General features: G+C 68.3%; 16 protein-coding genes. 4 read left to right on the top strand and 12 right to left on the bottom strand.

Going from position 1 to position 20456, the window contains the following annotated elements; genetic code table 11:
* The first annotated feature begins 38 nt into the window (after positions 1-38).
* Both FJV41_RS35655 and mxcH read left to right on the top strand, forming a co-directional pair.
* A complete protein-coding gene (locus FJV41_RS35655) occupies positions 39-884 on the top strand; it encodes a fatty acid desaturase family protein (RefSeq protein WP_141647070.1) in 846 nt (281 codons plus the stop codon).
* Positions 885-1053: 169 nt separating this feature from the next.
* Positions 1054-3576 carry a TonB-dependent siderophore myxochelin receptor MxcH gene (gene mxcH / locus FJV41_RS35650; RefSeq protein WP_141647069.1) on the top strand — a complete coding sequence of 841 codons (2523 nt, stop codon included), beginning with the start codon at positions 1054-1056 and terminating at the stop codon, positions 3574-3576.
* 60 nt (positions 3577-3636) lie between these two features.
* Here mxcH and FJV41_RS35645 read toward each other — a convergent pair whose 3' ends face one another.
* The 11 genes from FJV41_RS35645 to FJV41_RS35595 form a co-directional block, all read right to left on the bottom strand.
* Positions 3637-4860: a DUF4374 domain-containing protein gene (locus tag FJV41_RS35645; protein WP_141647068.1), complete on the bottom strand. Its 1224-nt coding sequence runs from the start codon at positions 4858-4860 to the stop codon at positions 3637-3639.
* A 35-nt stretch (positions 4861-4895) separates the two neighbouring features.
* Entirely contained in the window at positions 4896-6443 is a 1548-nt protein-coding gene (locus tag FJV41_RS35640) for a PepSY-associated TM helix domain-containing protein (protein WP_141647067.1), read from the bottom strand.
* Positions 6440-6697, bottom strand: a complete 258-nt coding sequence (locus FJV41_RS35635; RefSeq protein WP_141647066.1) for a hypothetical protein — start codon at positions 6695-6697, stop codon at positions 6440-6442. The genes FJV41_RS35640 and FJV41_RS35635 overlap by 4 nt, the downstream gene beginning before the upstream one ends.
* Positions 6697-6999, bottom strand: coding sequence for a hypothetical protein (locus tag FJV41_RS35630; RefSeq protein WP_141647065.1), 303 nt, complete (start codon positions 6997-6999; stop codon positions 6697-6699). The genes FJV41_RS35635 and FJV41_RS35630 overlap by 1 nt, the downstream gene beginning before the upstream one ends.
* 231 nt (positions 7000-7230) lie before the next feature.
* Positions 7231-8403 (bottom strand): hypothetical protein, encoded by a 1173-nt coding sequence (locus FJV41_RS35625; RefSeq protein ID WP_181791150.1) that lies wholly within the window; start codon positions 8401-8403, stop codon positions 7231-7233.
* A gap of 101 nt (positions 8404-8504) precedes the next feature.
* Positions 8505-10595: an FUSC family protein gene (locus tag FJV41_RS35620; protein ID WP_141647064.1), complete on the bottom strand. Its 2091-nt coding sequence runs from the start codon at positions 10593-10595 to the stop codon at positions 8505-8507.
* Positions 10596-10898: 303 nt separating this feature from the next.
* On the bottom strand, positions 10899-11654 hold the full coding sequence (locus tag FJV41_RS35615) for a DUF5953 family protein (protein WP_141647063.1): 756 nt from the start codon (positions 11652-11654) through the stop codon (positions 10899-10901).
* Complete coding sequence (locus tag FJV41_RS54875; protein WP_306440924.1) at positions 11651-12241, bottom strand: DUF6310 domain-containing protein; 591 nt, start codon at positions 12239-12241, stop codon at positions 11651-11653. The genes FJV41_RS35615 and FJV41_RS54875 overlap by 4 nt, the downstream gene beginning before the upstream one ends.
* Before the next feature lie 612 nt (positions 12242-12853).
* On the bottom strand, positions 12854-14173 hold the full coding sequence (locus tag FJV41_RS35605; protein ID WP_141647062.1) for a leucine-rich repeat domain-containing protein: 1320 nt from the start codon (positions 14171-14173) through the stop codon (positions 12854-12856).
* A 147-nt stretch (positions 14174-14320) separates the two neighbouring features.
* Positions 14321-14557 carry a putative periplasmic lipoprotein gene (locus tag FJV41_RS35600; RefSeq protein WP_141647061.1) on the bottom strand — a complete coding sequence of 79 codons (237 nt, stop codon included), beginning with the start codon at positions 14555-14557 and terminating at the stop codon, positions 14321-14323.
* Between the two features lie 135 nt (positions 14558-14692).
* The gene (locus FJV41_RS35595) at positions 14693-16039 is read right to left on the bottom strand and encodes a hypothetical protein (RefSeq protein WP_141647060.1); all 1347 of its coding nucleotides are present in this window, start codon (positions 16037-16039) and stop codon (positions 14693-14695) included.
* Positions 16040-16327: 288 nt separating this feature from the next.
* Between FJV41_RS35595 and FJV41_RS35590 the strand changes: the two genes are divergently transcribed.
* Positions 16328-17518, top strand: coding sequence for an SMI1/KNR4 family protein (locus FJV41_RS35590; protein WP_141647059.1), 1191 nt, complete (start codon positions 16328-16330; stop codon positions 17516-17518).
* A gap of 344 nt (positions 17519-17862) precedes the next feature.
* Positions 17863-18882 carry a hypothetical protein gene (locus FJV41_RS35585; protein WP_141647058.1) on the top strand — a complete coding sequence of 340 codons (1020 nt, stop codon included), beginning with the start codon at positions 17863-17865 and terminating at the stop codon, positions 18880-18882.
* Between the two features lie 85 nt (positions 18883-18967).
* Here the strand turns inward: FJV41_RS35585 and FJV41_RS35580 are convergent.
* Positions 18968-20456: ELWxxDGT repeat protein (locus tag FJV41_RS35580; RefSeq protein WP_141647057.1), on the bottom strand; the 1489-nt coding region annotated here is incomplete at its 5' end.

Below are 20456 nucleotides of genomic sequence, written 5' to 3'. Positions count from 1 at the left end.
CCCCTGGGAGCCCGTCCCACCCCCGCTGTGGAAACCGCATGACATTGTTCCGACATCCCAGAGACCGCATCCCCGTCCTGCTGTTCGCCACGGTGTTCGCCCTGGACCTGACGGTCTACTTCACGGCGAGAAGCTGGTGGCTCCCCCTCCTGTGGCTCGCCCTCTGGGTGATTCCCAAGGGGTGGATCAGCGCCTGGAACCACCACCACCAGCACGTGCCCATGTTCCGCCACGCGCTGCCCAACCGGCTGCTGGAGGTCGTCTTCGGCTTCCAGACGGGCGTGACGTCCCACGCGTGGTTCCTGCACCACGTGGTCGGCCACCACCGCAACTACCTGGACCAGGAGAAGGACGAGGCCCGCTGGAAGCGCGCGGACGGGTCCACCATGGGCGAGGTCGAGTTCTCTGTCATCAACACGCTGCTGGCCTATCCCCGGGCCTACGCCGTGGGACGCGCGCAGCCGAAGGCCCAGCGCATCTTCCTGGCCATGGCCGCGCTCCAGGTGGCGCTGCTCGGCGTGCTGTTCTGGCACAACTGGTACAACGCCCTCTTCGTGTTCCTGCTCCCCATGGTGGCGTCGCTCTACGTCACCGTCTGGGCCACCTACTTCCACCACGTGGGGCTGGAGGCGACGGAGCACACCCAGGCCTCGTACAACATCGTTCACCGGGGCTACAACCTCATGACCGGCAACCTGGGCTTCCACACCGCCCACCACGCGAAGCATGGCGTGCACTGGTCCCAGCTCCCGGAGCTGCACGCGCAGCTGGCCAAGGACATCCCCACCACCCTCTACCGGCAGCCGGGCATCCCCTTCGTGTGGTCCAACCCGGAAGCGAAGATTGAACCGGGTGAGACGGAGCTGGGCGCCATCGTCCAGTGAGCGGCTTCGTCCCTCACCGCGAGCCCATATGGCCCGGGCTCGCGGGCGAGGGAGCAGCCCCCGGACAGGCGGAGGGCCGCGCGCCTTGACCGCCCCACCGCAATCCCCGATATCCCCCGGGGCGCGCAATTGATATTGCGTCGCAAAACCAAGTAGTCCGGGATTGCGGATGTTCTCACCGGTCACCTCCCTCGCGCTGCTCCTCTCGGTGGCCTCCCCGGCCCCGTCCACGCTGTCTCCCTCCCAGGAGCAGGCTCCGGCGACAGCCACGGCGGAGGCTCCTCCGAGCGATGAGGTCCAGGTGCCTCGGCGCCTCGACAGCGTCGCGGTCCCCTATCCCGAGGCCGAGCAGGCGGCCGGCCGCGAGGGTGAGGTCGTCCTCCGGCTCACGCTCGACGAGCAGGGCAGCGTGACGGACTCGGAGGTCGTCCGCTCCGCGGGCGCGGCCTTCGACGAAGCGGTGCGGACCGCCAGCCTGTCCTTCAAGTTCGAGCCCGCGCGCGTCCGGGGTGAGGCCGTGGCGTGCCAGATTGAACTGGCCCACACCTTCAAGCTCGACGCGCCTCCGCCGCCCGTCCCTCAGCAGCCCGGCTCCGAGCCCACGGCGACAGCCCCCATCACCGAGGCCACGCCACCGGTCCCCGAGGAGAAGAAGCTGGAGACCACCGTCTCCGCGCGCTCTGACTCGGAAGAGCGACGCCAGTCCGCCGAGGCCGTGAGAGTCGTGAGCATCCAGCGCGCGCGCTCCCGCTCCGGAGACCTGGGCCAGGTGCTCGCCTCGCAGGAAGGCGTGGAGGTGCGGCGCACGGGCGGGCTCGGCAGCACCGCCCTGTTCGCGCTCAACGGCCTTACCGACGACCAGATTCGCTTCTTCCTGGACGGCGTGCCGCTGGACCTCTCGGGCTATCCCTTCGGCATCGCCAACGTGCCCGTCAACCTGGTGGACTCCATCCAGCTCTACCGGGGCGTGGTGCCGGTGCGCTACGGCGCGGACGCGCTCGGTGGCGCCGTCAACCTCGTCTCCTCGCCCCAGGAGGTCGGCGCGCATGGCGCCGTGTCACTCCAGGGTGGAGCCTTCGGCACCTTCCGCCTCACGCTCGGCGGCGGCTACAAGCCCACGGAAGAGGGCTTCTACGCGCGGGCCCACTTCTTCGCCGACACCACGAACAACGACTACTCCGTCGACGTGGAGGCCGTGGATGACCGGGGCAGCCTCCGTCCCGTCACCGTCAAGCGCTTCCACGACGGCTACGAGGCGCTCGGCGGTGGCGTCGAGGCGGGCTACACCGGCCTGTCCTGGGCGGACCGCCTCGTCGTGCGCGCCTTCGGCTCCCAGCACGACAAGGAGTTGCAACACAACCTGGTGATGTCGGGCACGCCGTACGGCGAGGCCCGCTACGACTCCGACACGCTGGGCGCGCAGGTGCTCTACGCGAAGACGCTGTCGCCGAGCGTCCGCCTGGACGTGCTGGCGGGCTACGCGTGGCAGGCCACGAAGCTCACGGACGTGGGTGAGTGGGTCTACGACTGGTTCGGCAACCGCGTCCGTCAGCGCGTCGTGGCGGGAGAGATGGGTGGGACCCCCGTCGACCAGACCGTCTGGCAGCGCTCTCTCTATGGCCGCGTCAACGTGGGCTGGGACGTGGCGAAGCACCAGACGCTGCGGCTCGCCTTCGCTCCGACGAGGACGGCGCGGACCGGTGAGGAGCGGCGCAGGCTCAGCCCCAGCGACCCGGACCGGCTCGCCCCGGAGCGCTCGCAGCTCACCTTCGTCACCGGGCTCGAATACGAAGTCGACCTGTTCGACGACGCGCTGGAGGTCATCCTCTTCGGCAAGGACTACGTCTACCAGGGCAAGGCCGAGCAGCCGATGGAGACGGGGGGCTGGCGGAACAAGGACCGCGAGCTGCATCAGCTTGGAGGCGGCGCGGCGCTGCGGCTCCGGCTGGGCGCGCCCGTCTACCTCAAGGCCAGCTACGAGCGCGCCACGCGCCTGCCGCGCCCCGACGAGGTCTTCGGCAACGGAGTGCTCATCCAGGAGAACCTGGACCTGGAGCCGGAGCACAGCCACAACCTGAACCTGGGCCTCGCCTCCGTGCCGCTGCGCACGAAGCTGGGCAACTTCCGGGGTGAGCTCAACGGCTTCGCCCGCTTCGCGGACAACCTCATCCTGCTCGCGGGGAGAGACCGGGACTGGAGCTACCAGAACGTGTACGCGGCACGGATTCTCGGCGTGGAGGGCTCGGCCGGGTGGAGCTCACCGGGCGGCCTCTTCAGCCTGGACGCCAACGCCACCGTGCAGAACCCGCGCAACGTCTCCGGCCAGGGCACCTTCGGCGCCTTCGAGGGAAGCCGCCTGCCGAACCGTCCGTGGCTCTTCGCCAACGCCACGGCCCGCGTGTCCCTGCGAGGGCTGGCGCTGGCGGAAGACGAGCTGTCCCCGTTCTGGAGCACCCGCTACGTGAAGGGCTTCTTCCGCAACTGGGAGACGCTGGGCACGGTGGAGTCGAAGGAGACCATCGCCACCCAGTTCGTGCAGGCGGCGGGAGTCGGCTACCGCGTCCGGCGAGGCAAGCTCACCGCGGGACTCACCGCCGAGTTGGAGAACGTCACCGACGCGCGCGTCTTCGACTTCTACGGCGTCGAGCGCCCCGGCCGCGCGGCCTGGCTCAAGGGCACGCTCGAGTACTGACGGACGTGAAGGACGACGCGCCCGGCCTCGAAAGAAGCCAGGCGCGTCGGGCACGACGACTCAGCGCACCTTCACGAACTGGTACGCCCAGCCCAGCGTCTCGAAGCGCTTCACCGGCGCGCCGCTGACGCCCAGCTCCCAGATGGCCGTCTTGCTGTAGTCGGCCGTGGGCAGCAGCAGGAACGTCCGGCCGTCCAGCGTGAAGGAGTAGTAACCGCCCGCGATGAAGCCGAGCTCTTCAATGGGCGACGCCGTGCCGGCCTCCAGGTTCACCCGCCACAGCTTCCAGTGCAGGCCGCTGGTGATGTCCGTCGCCTTCGTGTTCTCGTCGATGGTCAGGTTCTCGTCGTGGAACACGGCGACGACGCCGGTGCCATTGCCCAGGTAGCGGAACGCCGCCGTCTGGCGGCCGCCCACCATCGAGGAGAGCGAGCGCGTGAAGGTGGTGTCAATCTCCTGCGCCCCGGCCTTGATGCGCACCATGCAGGTGGCGGGCGCGGTCTCCTTGAGGACGGGCGCCGCGGAGCTGAACACCCAGTTGGAGAAGTAGATGTTGCCGGCCTCGTCCTGCGTCGCCACGTCGAGCCCGGGGCACGGCGCATCCAGCAGCTTCACCAGACTGTCATCCGCCTTCGAGTAGATGGCGATCTGCGAGGTGGGCAGGAAGTTGAAGTAGCTGCCATCCGTCCAGTAGAACGACTGGAACACATACTCACCGCGCACCACGCGGGCGCGGTCATAGCCCGTCTTCACCACCAGGTCCTCGCGCTCGCGGACCACGCCCGGCACCTCGGCGGGGCCCGAGATCTCCATCGTCGAGGGATTCCAGAGGATGCGCCGGGACTCCTCCAGCGACATGTACGCGCTCGTCGAGTCCACGAACTGGTTGAAGTAGAGCGGCGAGGTGGCAAGGCCGTAGTTGGCGAAGCTGATGCGCCCCGCGTCCTCCAGCGTGCCGTCATCCTTCACCGTGTAGCGCGACACCTCGGGCGCCTCGCCGGCGCCGACGAAGAGCATGCCGTCGACGGCGCCAATCGTCGCGAAGCCAGAGTGCTCGCGGGCCTTCGTCAAATCCAACGCGGTGACGTCCAGCGAGTTGAAGACGCTCACGTACGTGGCGCTGCCGGCCTGGGAGAAGACCGACGTGGCCAGGCTGTACACGGGCTCCTTGGTATCGGACGGGCCCGGCGTCTTCTCGTCGTCGTCTCCGCAGCCCACCAGGGCGGTGGTGAGCAGGAGCGAGGTGGCGGCGGATGCCGTGGCGAGACGGCGGAGGGTGCTCATGATGAACTCCGTTGAGGGGGATGAGGCGTGGAGGGTCAGGTCGGCACGGAGGCGGGGGCCTCCGGCTCGACGGAAGCTGAGGAAGCGACAGGCGTGGGCCGCTGGAGGCGACGGATGCCGCGCGCCGCGCCAGCGAGGAGGAGCGCCAGCGCCACGAGGCCCAGCTCGGTCACCAGGACGTGCGCGGAGCCGGAGGCGAGCGGCCACCGCCCCGTCCTCGCCGCGTCGATGAGCGGGACGACGACGAGCAGCACGCTGGCGCCCAGGAGCAGGCGGCGCGCATACCGCGCGGGCTCGCTGTCGACGAAGGCGCCGACGACTCCGAGCGCCCAGGCAGAGAGGAAGGCGGCGTGCTCCCAGCCCGGACGCGCGGACAGCTCCGAGGGGAGCACCTGATTGGCCAGGAACAGGCTCGCGACCGCCAATGGGAGTCCCGCGCAGACCCCGGAGGTCAGCTTCGCGAGCACCCGGTCGAACCGGCTGGACGCCTTCGCGCGCCGCCGCTCCAACCAGAGCAGGTTGCCCGCGAGGATGCCGAACGCGCAGACGAAGGACAGCAGGGCGTAGAGCACCTTGGCGGGGAGGCTGGCCCAGGTGGCGAAGTGCAGCCCATACAGCGGGTCCATCACCCGCGAGTAGAGCGTCCCGCCTCCCGTGTCGCGGGCCCACACCAGCTCCCCCGTCCGCGAGACACGCACGTGGGTGAAGGCGTGGAGCGTGCCCTCGCGCTCGCCCGGAAGGTGGACGAGGCCGTGCTCGTCACCGAGGTTGTCGAAGAAGAACCAGTGATGCGACGACGCGGGGAAGCGCTGCTTCGCCAGCGCGAGCGCATGGGCCAGGTCGGGCGCACCCGCGGGCCTGCCCGACGCGGCGGGAGGAGAGGGCCAGTCCACGGCGCGCTCCTTCACCTGGAGGTCGCCCTTCATCGACGTCTTCACCACGGCGGGCTCGAACCAGTCGTCGAACCAGAGAATCCCGCCCGTGAGTCCGAAGACGAGCAGGAACGGCGCGCTGATGACGCCAATCACCTTGTGCGTGTCGGACCAGAACACCCGCCGCGACGAGCCCGGACGGAACTGGACCAGCTCGCGCAGCATCCGGCCCAGTTGGAGCAACAGCCCCGTGCCCACCAGCAGGACGAGCACCGCCGAGGCGAGCCCCGACAAATGCTTTCCTCCCGGCAACGGCTCCAGGAAGTGCATCGCGTTGAGGTACTCCCCCAGGTCGCTGCGCTCCCCGAGCTGACGGCCGGAGACAGGGTCCAACCAGAGCGGATGGATGGCGCCGTCGGTCATCCGCCACAGCCGCAGCCACGGCTCCTCTTCGGTGGGCAGGGAGATGCCGAACCAGACCGGGCGCGACGCGGCCTCCGTGTCCGCGAGCCTTTGCGCGAGCGCGACGGCCTGAGCCTCCGGCACGGCGATGGGCGCTCGGAACGTGGGCTCCTGCCAGGGCGACAGCTCCTCCGCGAAGAGCGCGAAGGCCCCCAGGAAGAACGTCACGAAGAGGACCAGCGACGAGAGCACGCCGGCCCACGCGTGGGCATCCCAGAGAATCTCGTACGCGCGGGAAGAGAGCTTCACGCGAGCACCAGGACGACGGCCGCCACGACGGCCACGAGCGCGGAGGCCACCCACGCGCGCACGGCGCTGCGCGCGAGCAAGGCCAGACACGCGGCGGTGGCGGCGGCGGGCAGCACCGCGAGCAGCGCGATGAGCAACCGGACGTCCGCGGACACGGGCAGCACCGCGGGGACGGCCAGGCTCGCGAGCACCGCGGCCCCGGGAGCCCCCGTGACAGCGGCGGCGATGCGACCGGGGCCATGCTGGTGGGCCATCAGACGGCCCCCGACCACAGCCACGCGAGCCCCAGGGCCCCCACCGGCCACACGTACCGCGTGGCGCGAGGCCACAGCGGGGCCGCCAGCGCGAGCACCGGAGCCACCAGCATCGCCACCACGAGCGCGCAGGTCAGCCCCACGGCGAGCCCCTGGGCCTTCACCGCGAAGCCCACGGCGGCGATGAGGCAGCAGCCCCCCAGCCCCCTCACCCAGAATCGATGACGGGCCAGCACCGGAGGAAGCGCGACGCCACGAAGCACGGCGAGGCCCAGCACCATCAGCAGGGTCGATGTCGCCATGTCCTCCTCACGGGCCGCCCAGTTGATAATGATTCGCAATTGCGAATCGCGGGCAGTTCAACCGCACCCATGAGGGGATGTCAAGGCGAGCCACGAGGCGCACCCTGGGAGTCACCTTCAATACGAGGAGCACCGGTTTTCAGCGCCTGGATTCAAACCCAGACACCTGAAATCCGAGGCTCGAGAAAGAGGGCGAACGGGCGAGCGTCCGGAGGCCCTCTGGCAAGCGGCTCAGGGCGCGTTGAAGAGGCGCGGGTCGCCCTGGCGAGAGCGGAACAGGTCGACGATGTAGTTCATGCGCTGGTCGAACTTGGACCAGTCATTGGCCGACGAGCCCTTCAGCGAGTTGGGCGACTTGTCGTACTGGGATAGGAGCCGGTTCAGCTCGCCGCTTTCGATGGTGCGCAGGTGCTCGGGGAAGGCGCCCTGCGCCCCGGGATTCACGTCGTCACCCAGGCTCAGGCTGCCCTCCGGCAGACCAATCTTCATCATGTGCTCGGTGGCGAACTTGCGGAACTGGCCCGTCAGGCCGTTCACGACGCTGTCCACCGCCTTGTCGACGAGGCCGGTTGCCTTTGCGCCCTTGGAGGCGAGGTTCGCCGGGAAAGGCAGCGCATTGCCAGCCGCGTCGATGGTGGCCTTGACGATGGGGGCGAAGGTCTCCTTGAGCGGGGCGTTGAGGGCGCGCTCCACCTCGCCCTGAATCAGGCTCTGCTCATGGACGCCCACCCGGTCATTGGCGGAGAGCATCAGCTCCGCCTTCTTGTTCGGGTCCTTCTCGAACATCGCCTTGGAGTAGTCGGCGAAGGCGGCCTTGAGGTTCTCCTTCCCCGGCGGGAAACCCTCCAGGTACTTCTCCACCTTGGCGGCGTCGTACTTCGTGTCGCCCTTGAAGGTCTCCGTGAAGCGCTGGAACTCCGGCGCGATGTCCTTGAAGAGCTTCTGGTTGCCATCCGCGATGGCGTCGCTGACGCGATTCAGCGCGTCCTTGATGGGGACCTTCAGGGCCTCCGCCATCGCGGGGGCGAGCGGATTGATGGCACCGAGGCCGATGTTCGTCAGGGCGCCGAGCCACTTGTTGTCGCCCTTGAGCTGGTCCATGAACACCTTCGGCAGGTCCTCCTGCCGGATGCTCACGCCCGCCTGCTTCGAAGCCCAGACGCCAAGGGTGGCCCAGTTGGCGTTCTCCTTCCCCAGCAGTCCCGCCATCTGGTTGGAGAGCTCGTAGTAGCCCTGGGTGATGGCCTGGTTGCGGGCCACCGGGTCCTTCATGTTGGAGATGCCTTCAATGTCGACCTTGCCGGGCGTGGGCGCCTTGGCGGGGGCACCCGAGCCGCTGCCCGGGTTCAGCTCCACGGGCGCCTTGGCCGGGGACCTGGACTCGAACCGCGACTCGTCGCGCAACAGGCGCTTTGGAGCGGCCTCCTCGGCCTTCGCGGGAGCCTTCAGCGCGAATTCCAGTTGCGCGTCTGGGGTCGGAATCCTCCCAGGTCAGCTCACGCCCTTCACGTCCACGCCAGCTTCTCCACCGCGCCATGCAGGATTTCGAGCTGGCGGGGCACCCGCTCCACCAACGGCCCCGACACCGGGTCATTGGCGATGCGGCGCAGCGGGAGCTCCGGCATGGGCGGGGGCGTCTGTCCCTGCCTCAGCGAGTCCGCGAGCGCATCCAGCGTGCCGCTCGCCTTGTGCGCCACCACGTCCAGCACCTCCGAGGAGGGAATCACGGACTTCTGCTCGCCCAGCGCCGTCACCGACGCGGCGAGGCGCCGGGAGTACGTGAGCAGCGCCATCGCCGGCTCCAGCCGGTGAGCGGGCCCCCGGTACTCCGCCATGAGCCGCTCGAAGGACGCCTCCGCGTCAATCATCGCGAGCCCCAGGTCCCTGCGCGCCGCGCTGACACCCGGTTCGGTACCGCTGCGGCTCGCCGCCACCTGTCGGAAGTAGTTCCCATCCGCGCGCAGCACCGTCGCCGCCGCATCCGGGAAGCGCCTGCGCTCTGGATACGGCCACAACAGCCACACCCCCGCGAGCGCCAGCACGCAGGCCAGCAGCACGCCCAGCGCCCGGTTCTCCGCGACGGACCAGTCCCCCGCGCTCAGCGTCGCGAGCAGGAGGAAGTCCGGCGTGAGGAGAATCTGGAACGCACCGAAGTTGAGCGGCAACAGCGACACGGAGACCGCGGTCAGCACCCCGATCACCACGATCAACACCAGCGGAGAGCCCACCCCGGTGGCAATCACCGCCGCGAGCGTCCCGCCCAGCAGCGTCCCTGTCACGCGCTGGAGCGCGCGCTCCTCCGTGTTCGCCGAGTATGGCTGGAGGATACCGATGGCGGAGAGCACCACCCAGTACGCCTCGCCCAGTCCCAACACTCGAGTGAGCACCAATGCCAGACAGGCGACGGTGCCCGCTCGCAGCGCGTGCCGGAGCACCACGGACCGCGAGTTCAGGTTCGCGCGCAACGTCTCCAGGAGAGGACGGCGCCGGTTCGCTCGCAACATGGACTCGGCGTTGCCCACCTCCACCGGGTCTCCACGCCGCATCGCCATGGCGGTCCGCTGCGCGGCGACGGCGTGCCCCTTCAGCCGCGTCAACAACTCCGTCACGGAGGCCGGAACCACCCGAAGCCACTTCCCCCGGAGCCCCAGCTCCTCATGGTGGGTGGGAAAGCGCGGCCAGTAGACAGCCGCCGTTTCCGGCGCCAGGGACACCGTCGCCACCCGCTGCGAAATCTCCGCGTACCAGTCACACGCCCGCGCCACCTGCTCCCGCACGGGCCGCAGCCTGCGCTCGGGGCTGGCGACCTCCATCGCCTGTGCCAACGCGAACAACACCCCGAGCAGTTGCTCGCTCAGCTCCAGGAGCACGAGAAGGTGCTCCCCTCGCCGCGACTCCTCGGAGCGCCCCACCCGCGTGGACGCCAGGGTCTCCCGCGCTCGCTCAATCTTCGCGCGCAGCGGCAGATGCCGCGTCGTGGCCGCCGTCCAGACCTCGGCGGGGGCTCCCTCGCGCGAGAGCATCGCGAGGTCTCTCGCCCCATCCGCGAGCGACGTGTAGACATGCGCGATGGACCGACGCGACGGGCGATAGGGATGCACCGGCCAGAGCACCAACGATTGCAACATCGCCCACCCGCCGCCCAGCAGGAGCGCCCCTCCGCGCGTCAGCGCCGCGTCCAGCTCCACGGCATGCGCCCCCAGTGACGCCACGAAGATGACCGCGAGCTTCTCGCCCACCGAGCCCGCCGTGTCGCCGTAACACCGGGCGAACGTCAGGACGAAGACCCCCAACAGGAGCAGAGTCGCATCCAGCAACAGACGCCCGCCCGCCAGCGCGGCGATGGTCCCCACGAGCGCACCGAGCAGCGTCACCGCTCCCATCACCCGCGCCCGGCCCCGGTACGCGCCTCCGGGATTCGCCAGCGTCACGAGCAGCCCGGTGAGTCCCGTCCAGCCCGCGTCCATGAAGCCCAGCAGCGTCGCGAGCGAGAAGGGAATGGTGACAGCCAGCGCCGCGCGGATGCCGGCCGCCCACGCGGGCCTGCCTGGCTGGAGTCGGAAGAACCTCCGGATGTGGCGCAACAGACGGTGCATCCGCGAGCCTCCCCTGTCAGCGATGAATGTCCTCATGTGCTCACGCACTGCGTCGCCCGAAAGCTCTTCCCGCTCGCAGGGGCGCTCGCCGGGCAACGCGAGCAGGAAGGCGCACGTCTCCGACTCGCCGCGGCTCATCATGAAGGACGAGGCGACGCACGGCTCCTTCGGCTGGCTGTTCCTCGGATGGGACGAGCCTCGGCCATCAGACAGGGCGTGGCTCGCACGCTCGGCGGTGCGGAGTGTTCCACGTCGATCCGCGAGTCCATTTCGGCAGTGCTCCCGCGTCACGGCACCGAGGGGTCACCGTGCGGAGCGCCCGCCGATCTCTGGGAAGCGCTCATAGGCGCGCAGGAGCGCGTCCAGGTGGGCAGGGTTGTCCAGGTCGAGCGGCGCATCGGTGAGTTGCACGACCCACCCTCCCGATGCCGTGCGCCGCGCCCGCGTGAGCAACTCGGCATCGCGAGCAGAATCGGGGAATCCGATGACCTGCGCGGCAGCGGCAGACCAGTAGTTCAGCCATCCCAGGTAATAGGGAATCTCGGGCGAGCGGATGTGCTCGAACACCTTCAGGGCTGGCAGCCCCCGGCGTGGGGACGGCGGCCCTTCCAGCGTGGGTGCTGTCTGATACGCGATGTCCACTGCGGCATCGTGTGGCGTCGCACGCCCCCAGAACGCACGTGTACCCTCCGCTACGCGCTCCAGCAGCTCCGCCGCTGCCGCGATAACCGTCGCATCTAGCGGCAACTTCGCATGGACTTCAAACAGGGCCTGACCGCCAGGACCGAAGAGTCCTGAGCTTCCCCTCCCCATCACCGTCACGGGGTAGCTCTCGTCCCCGTTGCACACGAGAGGGAAGCCCCCGTCCTTCATCTTTTCTACGAGCCATGAGTCGCGATCTGGCAATGCAGCAAGTCGTCGCCCCCCGGTAACTCTCCACTCTAGACGCAAGCCGGGGAGCGCCTTCTCCATCCCATGAACGGCCGCGAGTGTGCGTTTGTCGTCACCCACAAGCGCGGGCGCATAGACGGTCAGAACGAGGCGATTCTGGGGCGTCATCGTTTGCATCCCGTGACAACGATCCTGAGGGAGGGAACAACAGCGAGCAGCGCGTCCTTGTGCGCTTGAGTGCTCACCCCAATGACGAAGTCATATCCGCACGCCGCAGCAGCTTTTCGCTCCTTCTCGATTTGCTCCAACTCCTTCTCAACCTCCCGCTCCTGGACAAAGTCAGGATACGTGTCGAATTGATGGGTCTTGATCTCCCACAGCACGCGCACGCCGACTTGCAGCGCATCGAAGCGCACACCGCCCATAAGTACGTCCATTCCGGGATAACGATTGGGCGGAACCTTGTCGGCGCACTCGTTATGCGGAGCATCGTTGCCCGCGTGCGGCACCGGGACGGGTATGCATTCTGGGCGGCGATCTCGTGCCAAGGGCTCGGTCGGCACCGGAGGGAACCCATCCTGCCCTGATGGCTCTGGCTTGGGCTTTCCCTTCGCGGAGGGCTCCTGCGGGACGGGCTTCGTTTGGGGCTCGGGCTCGACTTCTTCCCGGCCATTCCCCCTCAGCTCATATGCCTCCAGCGCTTCCTTGATGACGACTCCCACCACCACGACGCCCACGACGATCACCGCGCCCACGACGATTTCGGGAGCAGCCAAGACACAGAGGCCGAATCCCAGGACAACCGTGCCCGCCGAAGCGACCGCACATCTTCTCGTCGGGTCGTTGAACCGAACCCGATCGTGGTCGAGGACATGAAAGCAGCGCTCCGCGAGTACAGGCCAAGGCTGGGAAGACTCACGGACGACGCACCGCCCCCGGTCCTTCCACGGCAGCTCAGCTGCCCGTTGGAGGTTGGCGAACCTTGGGTTTCGGGTCACACGCTCTCTTGGGCTCGGTGCCGACGAAGCGCACGCCGAGAGAAAGAGGAGAAGAGCGGCACAGGCGCGCGGTCGCATCGTCACGTCCTTCAATCAAGTACGGGCGCTGGGGGTCAAGGCGCTCCCGCTCTGGAGTATGCCAGCACGCGCTAACGGCACTGGTGCTCTGAGCGTGCCCGGGTGCGGAAGGACAGGTCCGGAGCGTACCAGCGCCACCGGCGCTCGGCCCTCCCGCGCGGAGAGAGGTCGGGGCAGTGTGGCTTCTTTCCTTCCCTCATGTCGGACACCGTACCTGCCTCTTCCTTGGTGTCCACTGAAGCGGCTCACGCCCACCTCCTCGCTTTCTCATCCAGGCCCAGCGCGGGCGGCTCAATAACCCACGTGCAGTCGGCCAGGAGGCAGCGCCGCCTCCAGGCGCCGAACCTCCGTCGCGGGAATCTTTTCCAGGCCCAGCTTGAACTGCTTGAGGCGCGCGAGCGGAGCGAGGTTCGTTGGCAGATTGGCCACCTCCCCCTGGAAGAAGCCGGAGTGCGTCAGCTTCGGCATCCGGCCCAGGCCGTCCACCAACACCTGAAGCTTCTTCGGCGGCGTCTTGAAGAAGCGCCACCACCAGAGCTTCTTGAGCTTCGGCAGGCGCGTCAGCACCTCTGGGAAGCCGTCCAGCCCCGTGACATCCAGGTACAGCTCCTCCAGGGACTCCAGCTCGCCGAACGCCTCCGGGAGGCGAGTGAGCTTGTCGCAGTAGCGCAGGCTCAGCTTCTTGAGCGCGGGCAGCCGGCACAGCTCGTCGGGCAGCGTGCTCACCGGCAAGCGCTCCACACTGAGGGAGCGCAGCGCGCGCAGCTCACCGATGCGGGGGGAAATCACCTCGATGGGATTGGAGTCCAACGTGAGGCCCTCCAAGCCCGTGAGGGAGAAGATCTCCTCGGGAATGGCCTTCAGCTTCTTGAGCGAGAGCCCGATCCGAGGCGCCTTCTCTCCCTTCGCGACCTTCTCCTTCGCGGCGGCAATCGCCTTCTCCACCGGACCGAGCCGCGTGTCCGCCAGCACGGGCTTGCCCTTACGCAGCTTCTCGAGGAGCCCCTTCCGGTCCAGCGTCGAGTCGACGACGCCGTCCTCGTCCTCCTCTTCGACCGTGAAGGCCCCTCGCAGCAGCGCCTCGTGCGGCTCCAGTTTCTGGCGAGGCTTGCCCGGAGCAGTGAGCTTGCTGCCCACGAGGACGTCCACGTCGAGCGCGCCCGCGACATGGAGGTGGTGGTGCTCCTCGACGAGCGCCCGCGCCTTCAACCCACCCGCGACAGAGAAGACGTCGTCGCCGAGCGAGTCTCCGAAGAGGAGCCCTCGAATCCGGACGTTCCCCGCGATGAACATGGCGGAGACCGTCGCCACGTTCTCCACCTCCAGGTCTCCCAGCACGACGAGCAGCGTGTGGTCGGCCGCGTGTCCGTCCTCGAGCAGCCCCTTCAGTCGGACACTTCCGGAGACGACGAGCGGCCTTGGACCGACCACCAGCGAGTCCGCCTCCAGGTCACCTTCGTGGAGCAGGACCCCCTCGTCGGTGACACCCTTCCACCAGGAGGACAACTGCTTCCTCCACTCGGGCGTCGCCGCCGACTCCACGCGCGCCCATGCCTCTCCCGAGGAAACCTCACGCCCCCAGCTCGTCACCGCACCCTGCTTCGCCGCCATGTTCCAGAAGCTCCCAGCCAGAGATATCCAGCGCCGGGCATCAGGTCATGGACGACGGCGGTCATCAACCCCGCGACGACAAGCGGCCCGCTCCGATACTCCGGAACGGACCGCTTGCTCACGGACGCGCGCGCCGTGGAGACGTCGTCAGTTGCAGTACGTCTGCCGGCACAGCGTGTAGTTCGAGGAGCAGATGACCTTCTGCGGGTAGGTCTCCGCCGTGGAGTAACACTCGCTCCGCGCGGGGATGCACGAGTCACACTCCGGAGACGCCATCGCGCTCACGGTGTCCTCCTGGGGGAGCGGCTCCTGCGCGTCCAACTCGCTGCCACCACAGCCCACCAACAACGCGGCCGCCAACAGTCCACTCACGATGTTTCGCATGTGCTCTCCTCGAACTGGGGTTCCTGCTGCTTACGGCGTTACACGAATATCGCGATTACGAGACTTTCGTTACTGCCTTTGCGTAAAGGCAGTGCGCTTGCCGTGGCGACAGGAAATTCGGCTGTCCGTGTGTCTTCACACCGTAGGCGTGGGTGGGTTCGACAGGGTTCGCAGCTTGGAGAGCTGGAAATAGGAAATGACGGCGGAAACAAGAATGACGCCACCCAGCAGATGGACGCCGAGGAAGAAGGCGGCCAGGCCGAAGAGGGTAGCGAACGCGAAGGCAACCCAGCCGACGATGGGGCTCCGGGTGAGCACCAGCAGGCCCGCGAGTCCCAGGAACGGGGTCGCGAAGCACACGGTGCCCAGCACCCCCGCGAGGGGCTCGGCCTCGGAAGAGGTCATCGTGGAGAGCAGGCCCATCACCAGGTTCAGCACAGCCACGCCACATTGAATGAAGGCCAGGTCCCGGAACAACGCACGGCGGAGCACCGCAGGCTCCTTCTCTCTCGCCAGACAGTCAGCGCAGTGCGTTCGCTCGGACGCGAGCGCCTCCGGAAGACAGGCTTCACAGAAGAACCCTCCGCAGCGCGGACAGGTCTGGACCTCTTCCACCCGAGGGTGCCGGGGGCATCGCGCCGTCGTGGCTTCCGTCGGTTCCTCGACGGGCGGAGTTCCGATGACGGCGGGGAGCGCGTCGGAGTCGGACACCGGAGGAGACACCTCGCGCGAGGCGCCCGCGAGGGAAGCCAGGCACCGAGGGCAGAACTCCGCGCCGCGAGGCGCCACGGCGCCACAAGCGCATCGCACGCGCTCCAAGCCTTCGGCCGCGCCCGTGGCCTCGACCCAGCGGGCGGTGTCCAGCGTCTGACCCGGCTCCCAGATGACGGTACCGCCGGGCTCGGAGTCCGGTGTGAAGGGGCCGGGCGTGACGTCGGCGACGAAGCCCTCCGGCATCGCGCGCGCCGCATGACGCCGGGTCCGTGGCTCGCCAGGCCCCAGACCCGTGGACGGGGGCAGGGTGATGGCGAGCACGCCGGTGGAGGCAAAGACTCCGGCCCTGAGGAGTGTGCTCGACAGGGGACGGGCAACCGGCTGGACCTCCACCTGCTCCAGCGTGTCGAACAGGCGCCAGGGAGGACGCACCCGCGTGGCGTCCTCGGGAACAGGGGCCGCGAGGAGGAAGAGCAGCTCCTTCACGTCGGCCTCCAGGCTCAGCGGAAGGACCCACCGCAGCACCTTGCCGCCGTCCAGTGAGGGCAGGCTCCCGCTCCGCACCTCTCGACGTGTCGTGGCGTCGACCACGCGCAGGCTCGTCGAGGGTGGCAGGGGCGTGAAGGCCGCCTGGAGCCAGATGACGGCACGCGCCTCCGTGCCGTCCGGGGACCGGCGGATGGGCTCCACGTGAAGCTGTACCGCGCCGAACTCTCGAGGCTGACGACCGAGCGCATCGAGGATGTCCGGCAGAAGGCTTTCGTCCATGGGCGGAAGGCAACAGCAGGCTCCCGACAAAGACAACGAAGAACGCCTGACACGCGGAGGCTTACCCGACCCGGACTCCGGTGGCCTTGAGAGAATCACACCTGCTTCCAGGTCTCGATGGACCTCCGTCCCAGATGCGCGTCGCAATGCCAGAATCTCCTGGCGGCGTGAGCGCAATCCCTATCAACACCCCCGCAGTGGCTCACGGGGTGCCTGGGCAACGCCCTGGAGTCAGCGCATCGATGAAGCGCTTCAAGCCACCGGGAGCGCATGCTCTAACGCACCTGCATGCCTCCCCTGCCCCCCAGCCTCGCGGCCCACCTGGCTTCGCTCGTCCAGCCGTCCCCGCCCACGTCGGAGCAACTGGAGCACTTCGAGCGCGGCCTCCCGCATCCATTGCCCGCGGACTACCGGGAGCTGCTCACCCTGCACAACGGCCTGGAGCTGGGCCGCTGCGCCACCGGTACCACGGACGCGCTCGGTGACGAGGTACACCTTGGCACCCTCTTCGCCATTCGCGCGGAGGGACGGGAGCGGCTCGAGCCCGGCGGAGAGCACCTCCCGCCGGACGTGATGGCGTTCGCCCGCCACTGGGGCTCCATCAATCTCTTCGGCATCCAGCTCGGAGACCGGCCGGACTCGCCCGCCGGGACCATCTGGTTCTTCGACAGCAACGCGGACACGGACACAGCGGACCTGTTCGTGGCCCGTGTCCACGCGCCGTCCTTCAGCGCGTTCCTCGAACGACTCACGCCCGTCCCTGAAGCGCCCGCGCCCTCCGAACCGGAAGCAGCTTCGGAGGAAGCGCCGCCCTGGAACGACCCCGAGGCGCCCGACCAGGTGCCGCCGGACGCCCCCTCGCCAGAGAAGCCGCTCGTCCTGGGCGGACACGGCCATGCGATGGCGTCCGCCGTGCTGGACGTCCGCATCGACACCTGGGCCCGGGATGTGGGGTCCTCGCAGTACCGCTACCTGCCCGAGCGCTCCACTGCGAGGTACATCCTGGAGCTGGAGCCGCCCCACTCCACCGTCGAGGACGGCCAGCCAGCCCCCGTCGCCGGCGACGTCCCCGTCCTCCATGCGAATGGCGGACGACATCCCACGCTCGATGAGTGGTCATCACTCGTCGTCGGCCCGGAAGGGGACTGGGAGGCCTGGTACGGCAACGACGCCCCCGCCCTGGTCCACAACCGGCTCACGGTGCTGAGCCGCACCGGGGCGGAGCTGAAGGTGCGCTGGGAGGCCCGCTACGCGGACCACGGTCGCGAGCGCGCCTTCCTCTTCGAGGGGCCCGTCCAGCTCGGAAGCATCCACCTGTATGTGGAGACGCCGGAGGACATCGACCGCGCGCTCGAGGCCGCCCTCGGCATCCGCCTCCTGCCGGAGGAGTGGACCCGCCAGCTCCACCCTCGCCAGGACCGGGGCTCGTGGCACGACGTCCTTCCCGTCACCCTCACCCTGGTGAACCCCGTCCGCTGACACCGGCGGTGTCACGGCGGCGTCACGCAGCGCCGGTCCACCCGCACGCCCGAAGCGCCACCCGCAGCACCGGGCGTGAAACATGTCTCGACTGTTATCAATCCCACCCCCGAGACGTGTCGACAGGCGCCACTGGCGGCCTGTGTATTCAAGAGAACGCCACACGCGACAGATTCGTCAACTTGCTGGATTTCCTGAGGGAAGGACGTCTCACGAAAGCCACTGCGTGCGTGGCTTCTCCGTGAGCACACAAATCCTTCTGTCCCGAGGATTGTCAGCAACCCATGTTATTGGTGTATGAGCCGTCCGTCTCGCGTCGTCCCCCCCCAAAGAGGAGTTTCAGAATGCGTCGTCTCGGTTCAGCCCTGCTGTCCATGAGTCTCTTCGTCGGCTGTGCTCCCGCCGAAACCGAATCGCAGTCCCCCGCGCCCGTCGAGAACGAGCAGCAGCAGGCGCCGCTCACCATCGCCGACGTGGACGTGACGCCGGAGTGCGCGGGCATCCTCACCTTCGTCAACAACGCCACCTTCGCGAAGCTCGACGAGTACCTGCCGAGCAACGTGGTGAGCAACATCGTTGCCCGTCGCGCCACGTCCCACTTCGTATCCCTGGCGGACCTGTCCTCCGTCCCGCTGGTCGGCGAGGCCCGCCTGGCGCAGATCGAGAGCGGCGCGCGCTACGAGGGTGCCATCACCAGCACCTGCGTCGGCATCATCGACCAGCTCGCCGTCTCCACGGATGACCAGGCGGAGCTGGTCTCCCTGGTGAACAGCATCAGCGACACGGAGCTGCACGACGTGCTGCCGTACGCCTGGAACGGCGCGGTGAACCTGCTCACCCAGCGCCCGTTCACCTCCGCCCACGCCATTGGCGGCACCCCCGGCATTGGCGCGGTGAGCCTGCGCAACCTCCGCAACGCCGCCACGCTCAGCAAGCCGCTGGAGGCCCTCATCGGCGCGGTCAACGCGCTGCCCCATCCGGACCACGGCGCGAAGATGGCCCGTCACTTCAACTGGTACGAGGTGCTGGGTGACCGCTACTACCACTTCGGCATCGACGAGTGCTTCGGCTTCGAGCCGGGCGAGGCGCCCTTCGACGCGCCCCTGCGCGCCACCCCCGCGGACGGCGACGAGGTTCGCAACAACTTCGCGGGCGTGCTGAACTTCGCCAACCGCAACAACCAGCTCAACCCCACCGTCGTCACCAACGGCGTCAACAACCTGAACACGCTCACCGACGGGCGCACGTTCAAGGGCTGCTACTTCGGCTACGCGAACGACCCCTGGAGCGGCAACAACGTCGCGTTCTTCGTCGACACCGTGTCCGGCTTCAGCCTGATGACGCGGACCTACTGGAGCGAGTGATTCTCCCGCGCTCCTGAAGTCAGCCCCAGGCTCCGAAGAGGAGCCTGGGGCTTTCTTTTTGGGCAGACGTGGTGGCGGGCAATGCCTACCGCGCCGTGTCGAGCGACATGCAGGTGTTGCTCAAGGCGGTGGACCAGAGCTGTCCCGCCAGCGTCTCGTCATACGCGCCGAAGAACACGCGCGAGCCCACCTTCAAGAACGGGTACGGATAGGACGAGCTCGCCCCGGTGGAAATGTTCTTCAGGCGCCGGGTCCCACCTGGCGTGCCATTGCTCACCCATGGCTCCACGCCAATGCCACCCAGCTCGAGCGAGCTGAAGAAGACCAGGTCATCCGACACGGCGAGCAGCGGAGAGCTGTACTCGTCCGAGAGGCTCAGGGGCTTGCGCAGCAGGGTGGTTCCCGCCGCGGTGCCATCCGTCACCCACAGCTGCGTGTCCCGGAGCCCCGGGCCCGCGGTGCCGATGTGGACGGTGAAGAACAGCTTCGAGCCTCCGGGCGCCTTGCTCACCGCGTCGATGAAGGGAAACGCCACGCCTTGCGAGGCGAACTCATTGGGCAGGCTGACCACGGACGTCGGATTCCCACCCGCGAGCGGGACGCGATAGATGACCATGTACTGGGTGGTGTTGGACGTCGTCGTGACGTAGACCCAGGAGCCCAGCGAGCCCAGCACCTCCACGGTCCGCGTGGGGCCAAAGGACGCCAGCCGCACCGTCCCCGAGGCGGTGCCATCCGACTTCCACAGCTCCTGCAGCCCGGTGCTCTCGCCCAGGATGAACAGGGTGCGTGAGTCCGAGGTCCTCACGGAGCGGATGAAGGCGTCCGCGCCGGAGGTGAGCCTCTTGAGCCGGACGGTACCCTGCGTGGTGCCATCCGTCTTCCACAGGCTGGTGCCCGAGCCCGACAGCTCGCGCACGAAGAAGAGCAGCGCGCCATCCACCTTCGCGTCCAGGTAGCTGACGTCCATCTCCGTGCCGAAGTCGCGCAGGCGCACCGTCCCCGAGGATGTGCCATCCGACCGCCACAGCTCGTAGCGGGTGCGAGGGGTCGTGTCGTCATGGATTTCCTTGAAGAACACCAGCGCGTCGTCCACCGCCGTCAGGTGGCTCAGCGACGAGCTCTCCGGGCCGGGTGTCAGGTCCTTGACGAATTGGGTGCCGGCGCCAGTGCCATCACTCGCCCACAGCTCCGTCCCATGTGCCGCGTCCCCCGCCAGGAAGAACAGCCGGGAGGGCGTCGCCTTGAGACCCGTGACGATGGGCCAGAAGAGCCCCGTCGAACTGGGGAGGCTCTTGACCTGGACGGTGCCCGCTTCGGTGCCGTCGCTCTTCCACAGGGCGCGGCGGCCATCCTCGAAGTTCGCCCCGAAGAAGAGCGTCCCCCGGAAAGCCTCGAAGGGACCGGGGCCCGCCGCGAAGAGCCCACTCCCAAATTCCGAGGGTGGAAAGATGACCTTCACTCGCTGGGTGTCCGCCTCCGTGGGGAGGCAGTACGACGAGTCCAGCGCCGCTTCCACCTCCCCCGAGGAGGCGGCCGTCGCATCCTCTCCCGGAAGTGCTCCCCCACAGCCC

This window comes from Myxococcus llanfairpwllgwyngyllgogerychwyrndrobwllllantysiliogogogochensis (assembly GCF_006636215.1).
GTDB classification, from domain to species: domain Bacteria; phylum Myxococcota; class Myxococcia; order Myxococcales; family Myxococcaceae; genus Myxococcus; species Myxococcus llanfairpwllgwyngyllgogerychwyrndrobwllllantysiliogogogochensis.
Note: the sequence above shows the minus strand (reverse complement) of the source record. Positions and strands in the feature narration are given on the sequence as shown.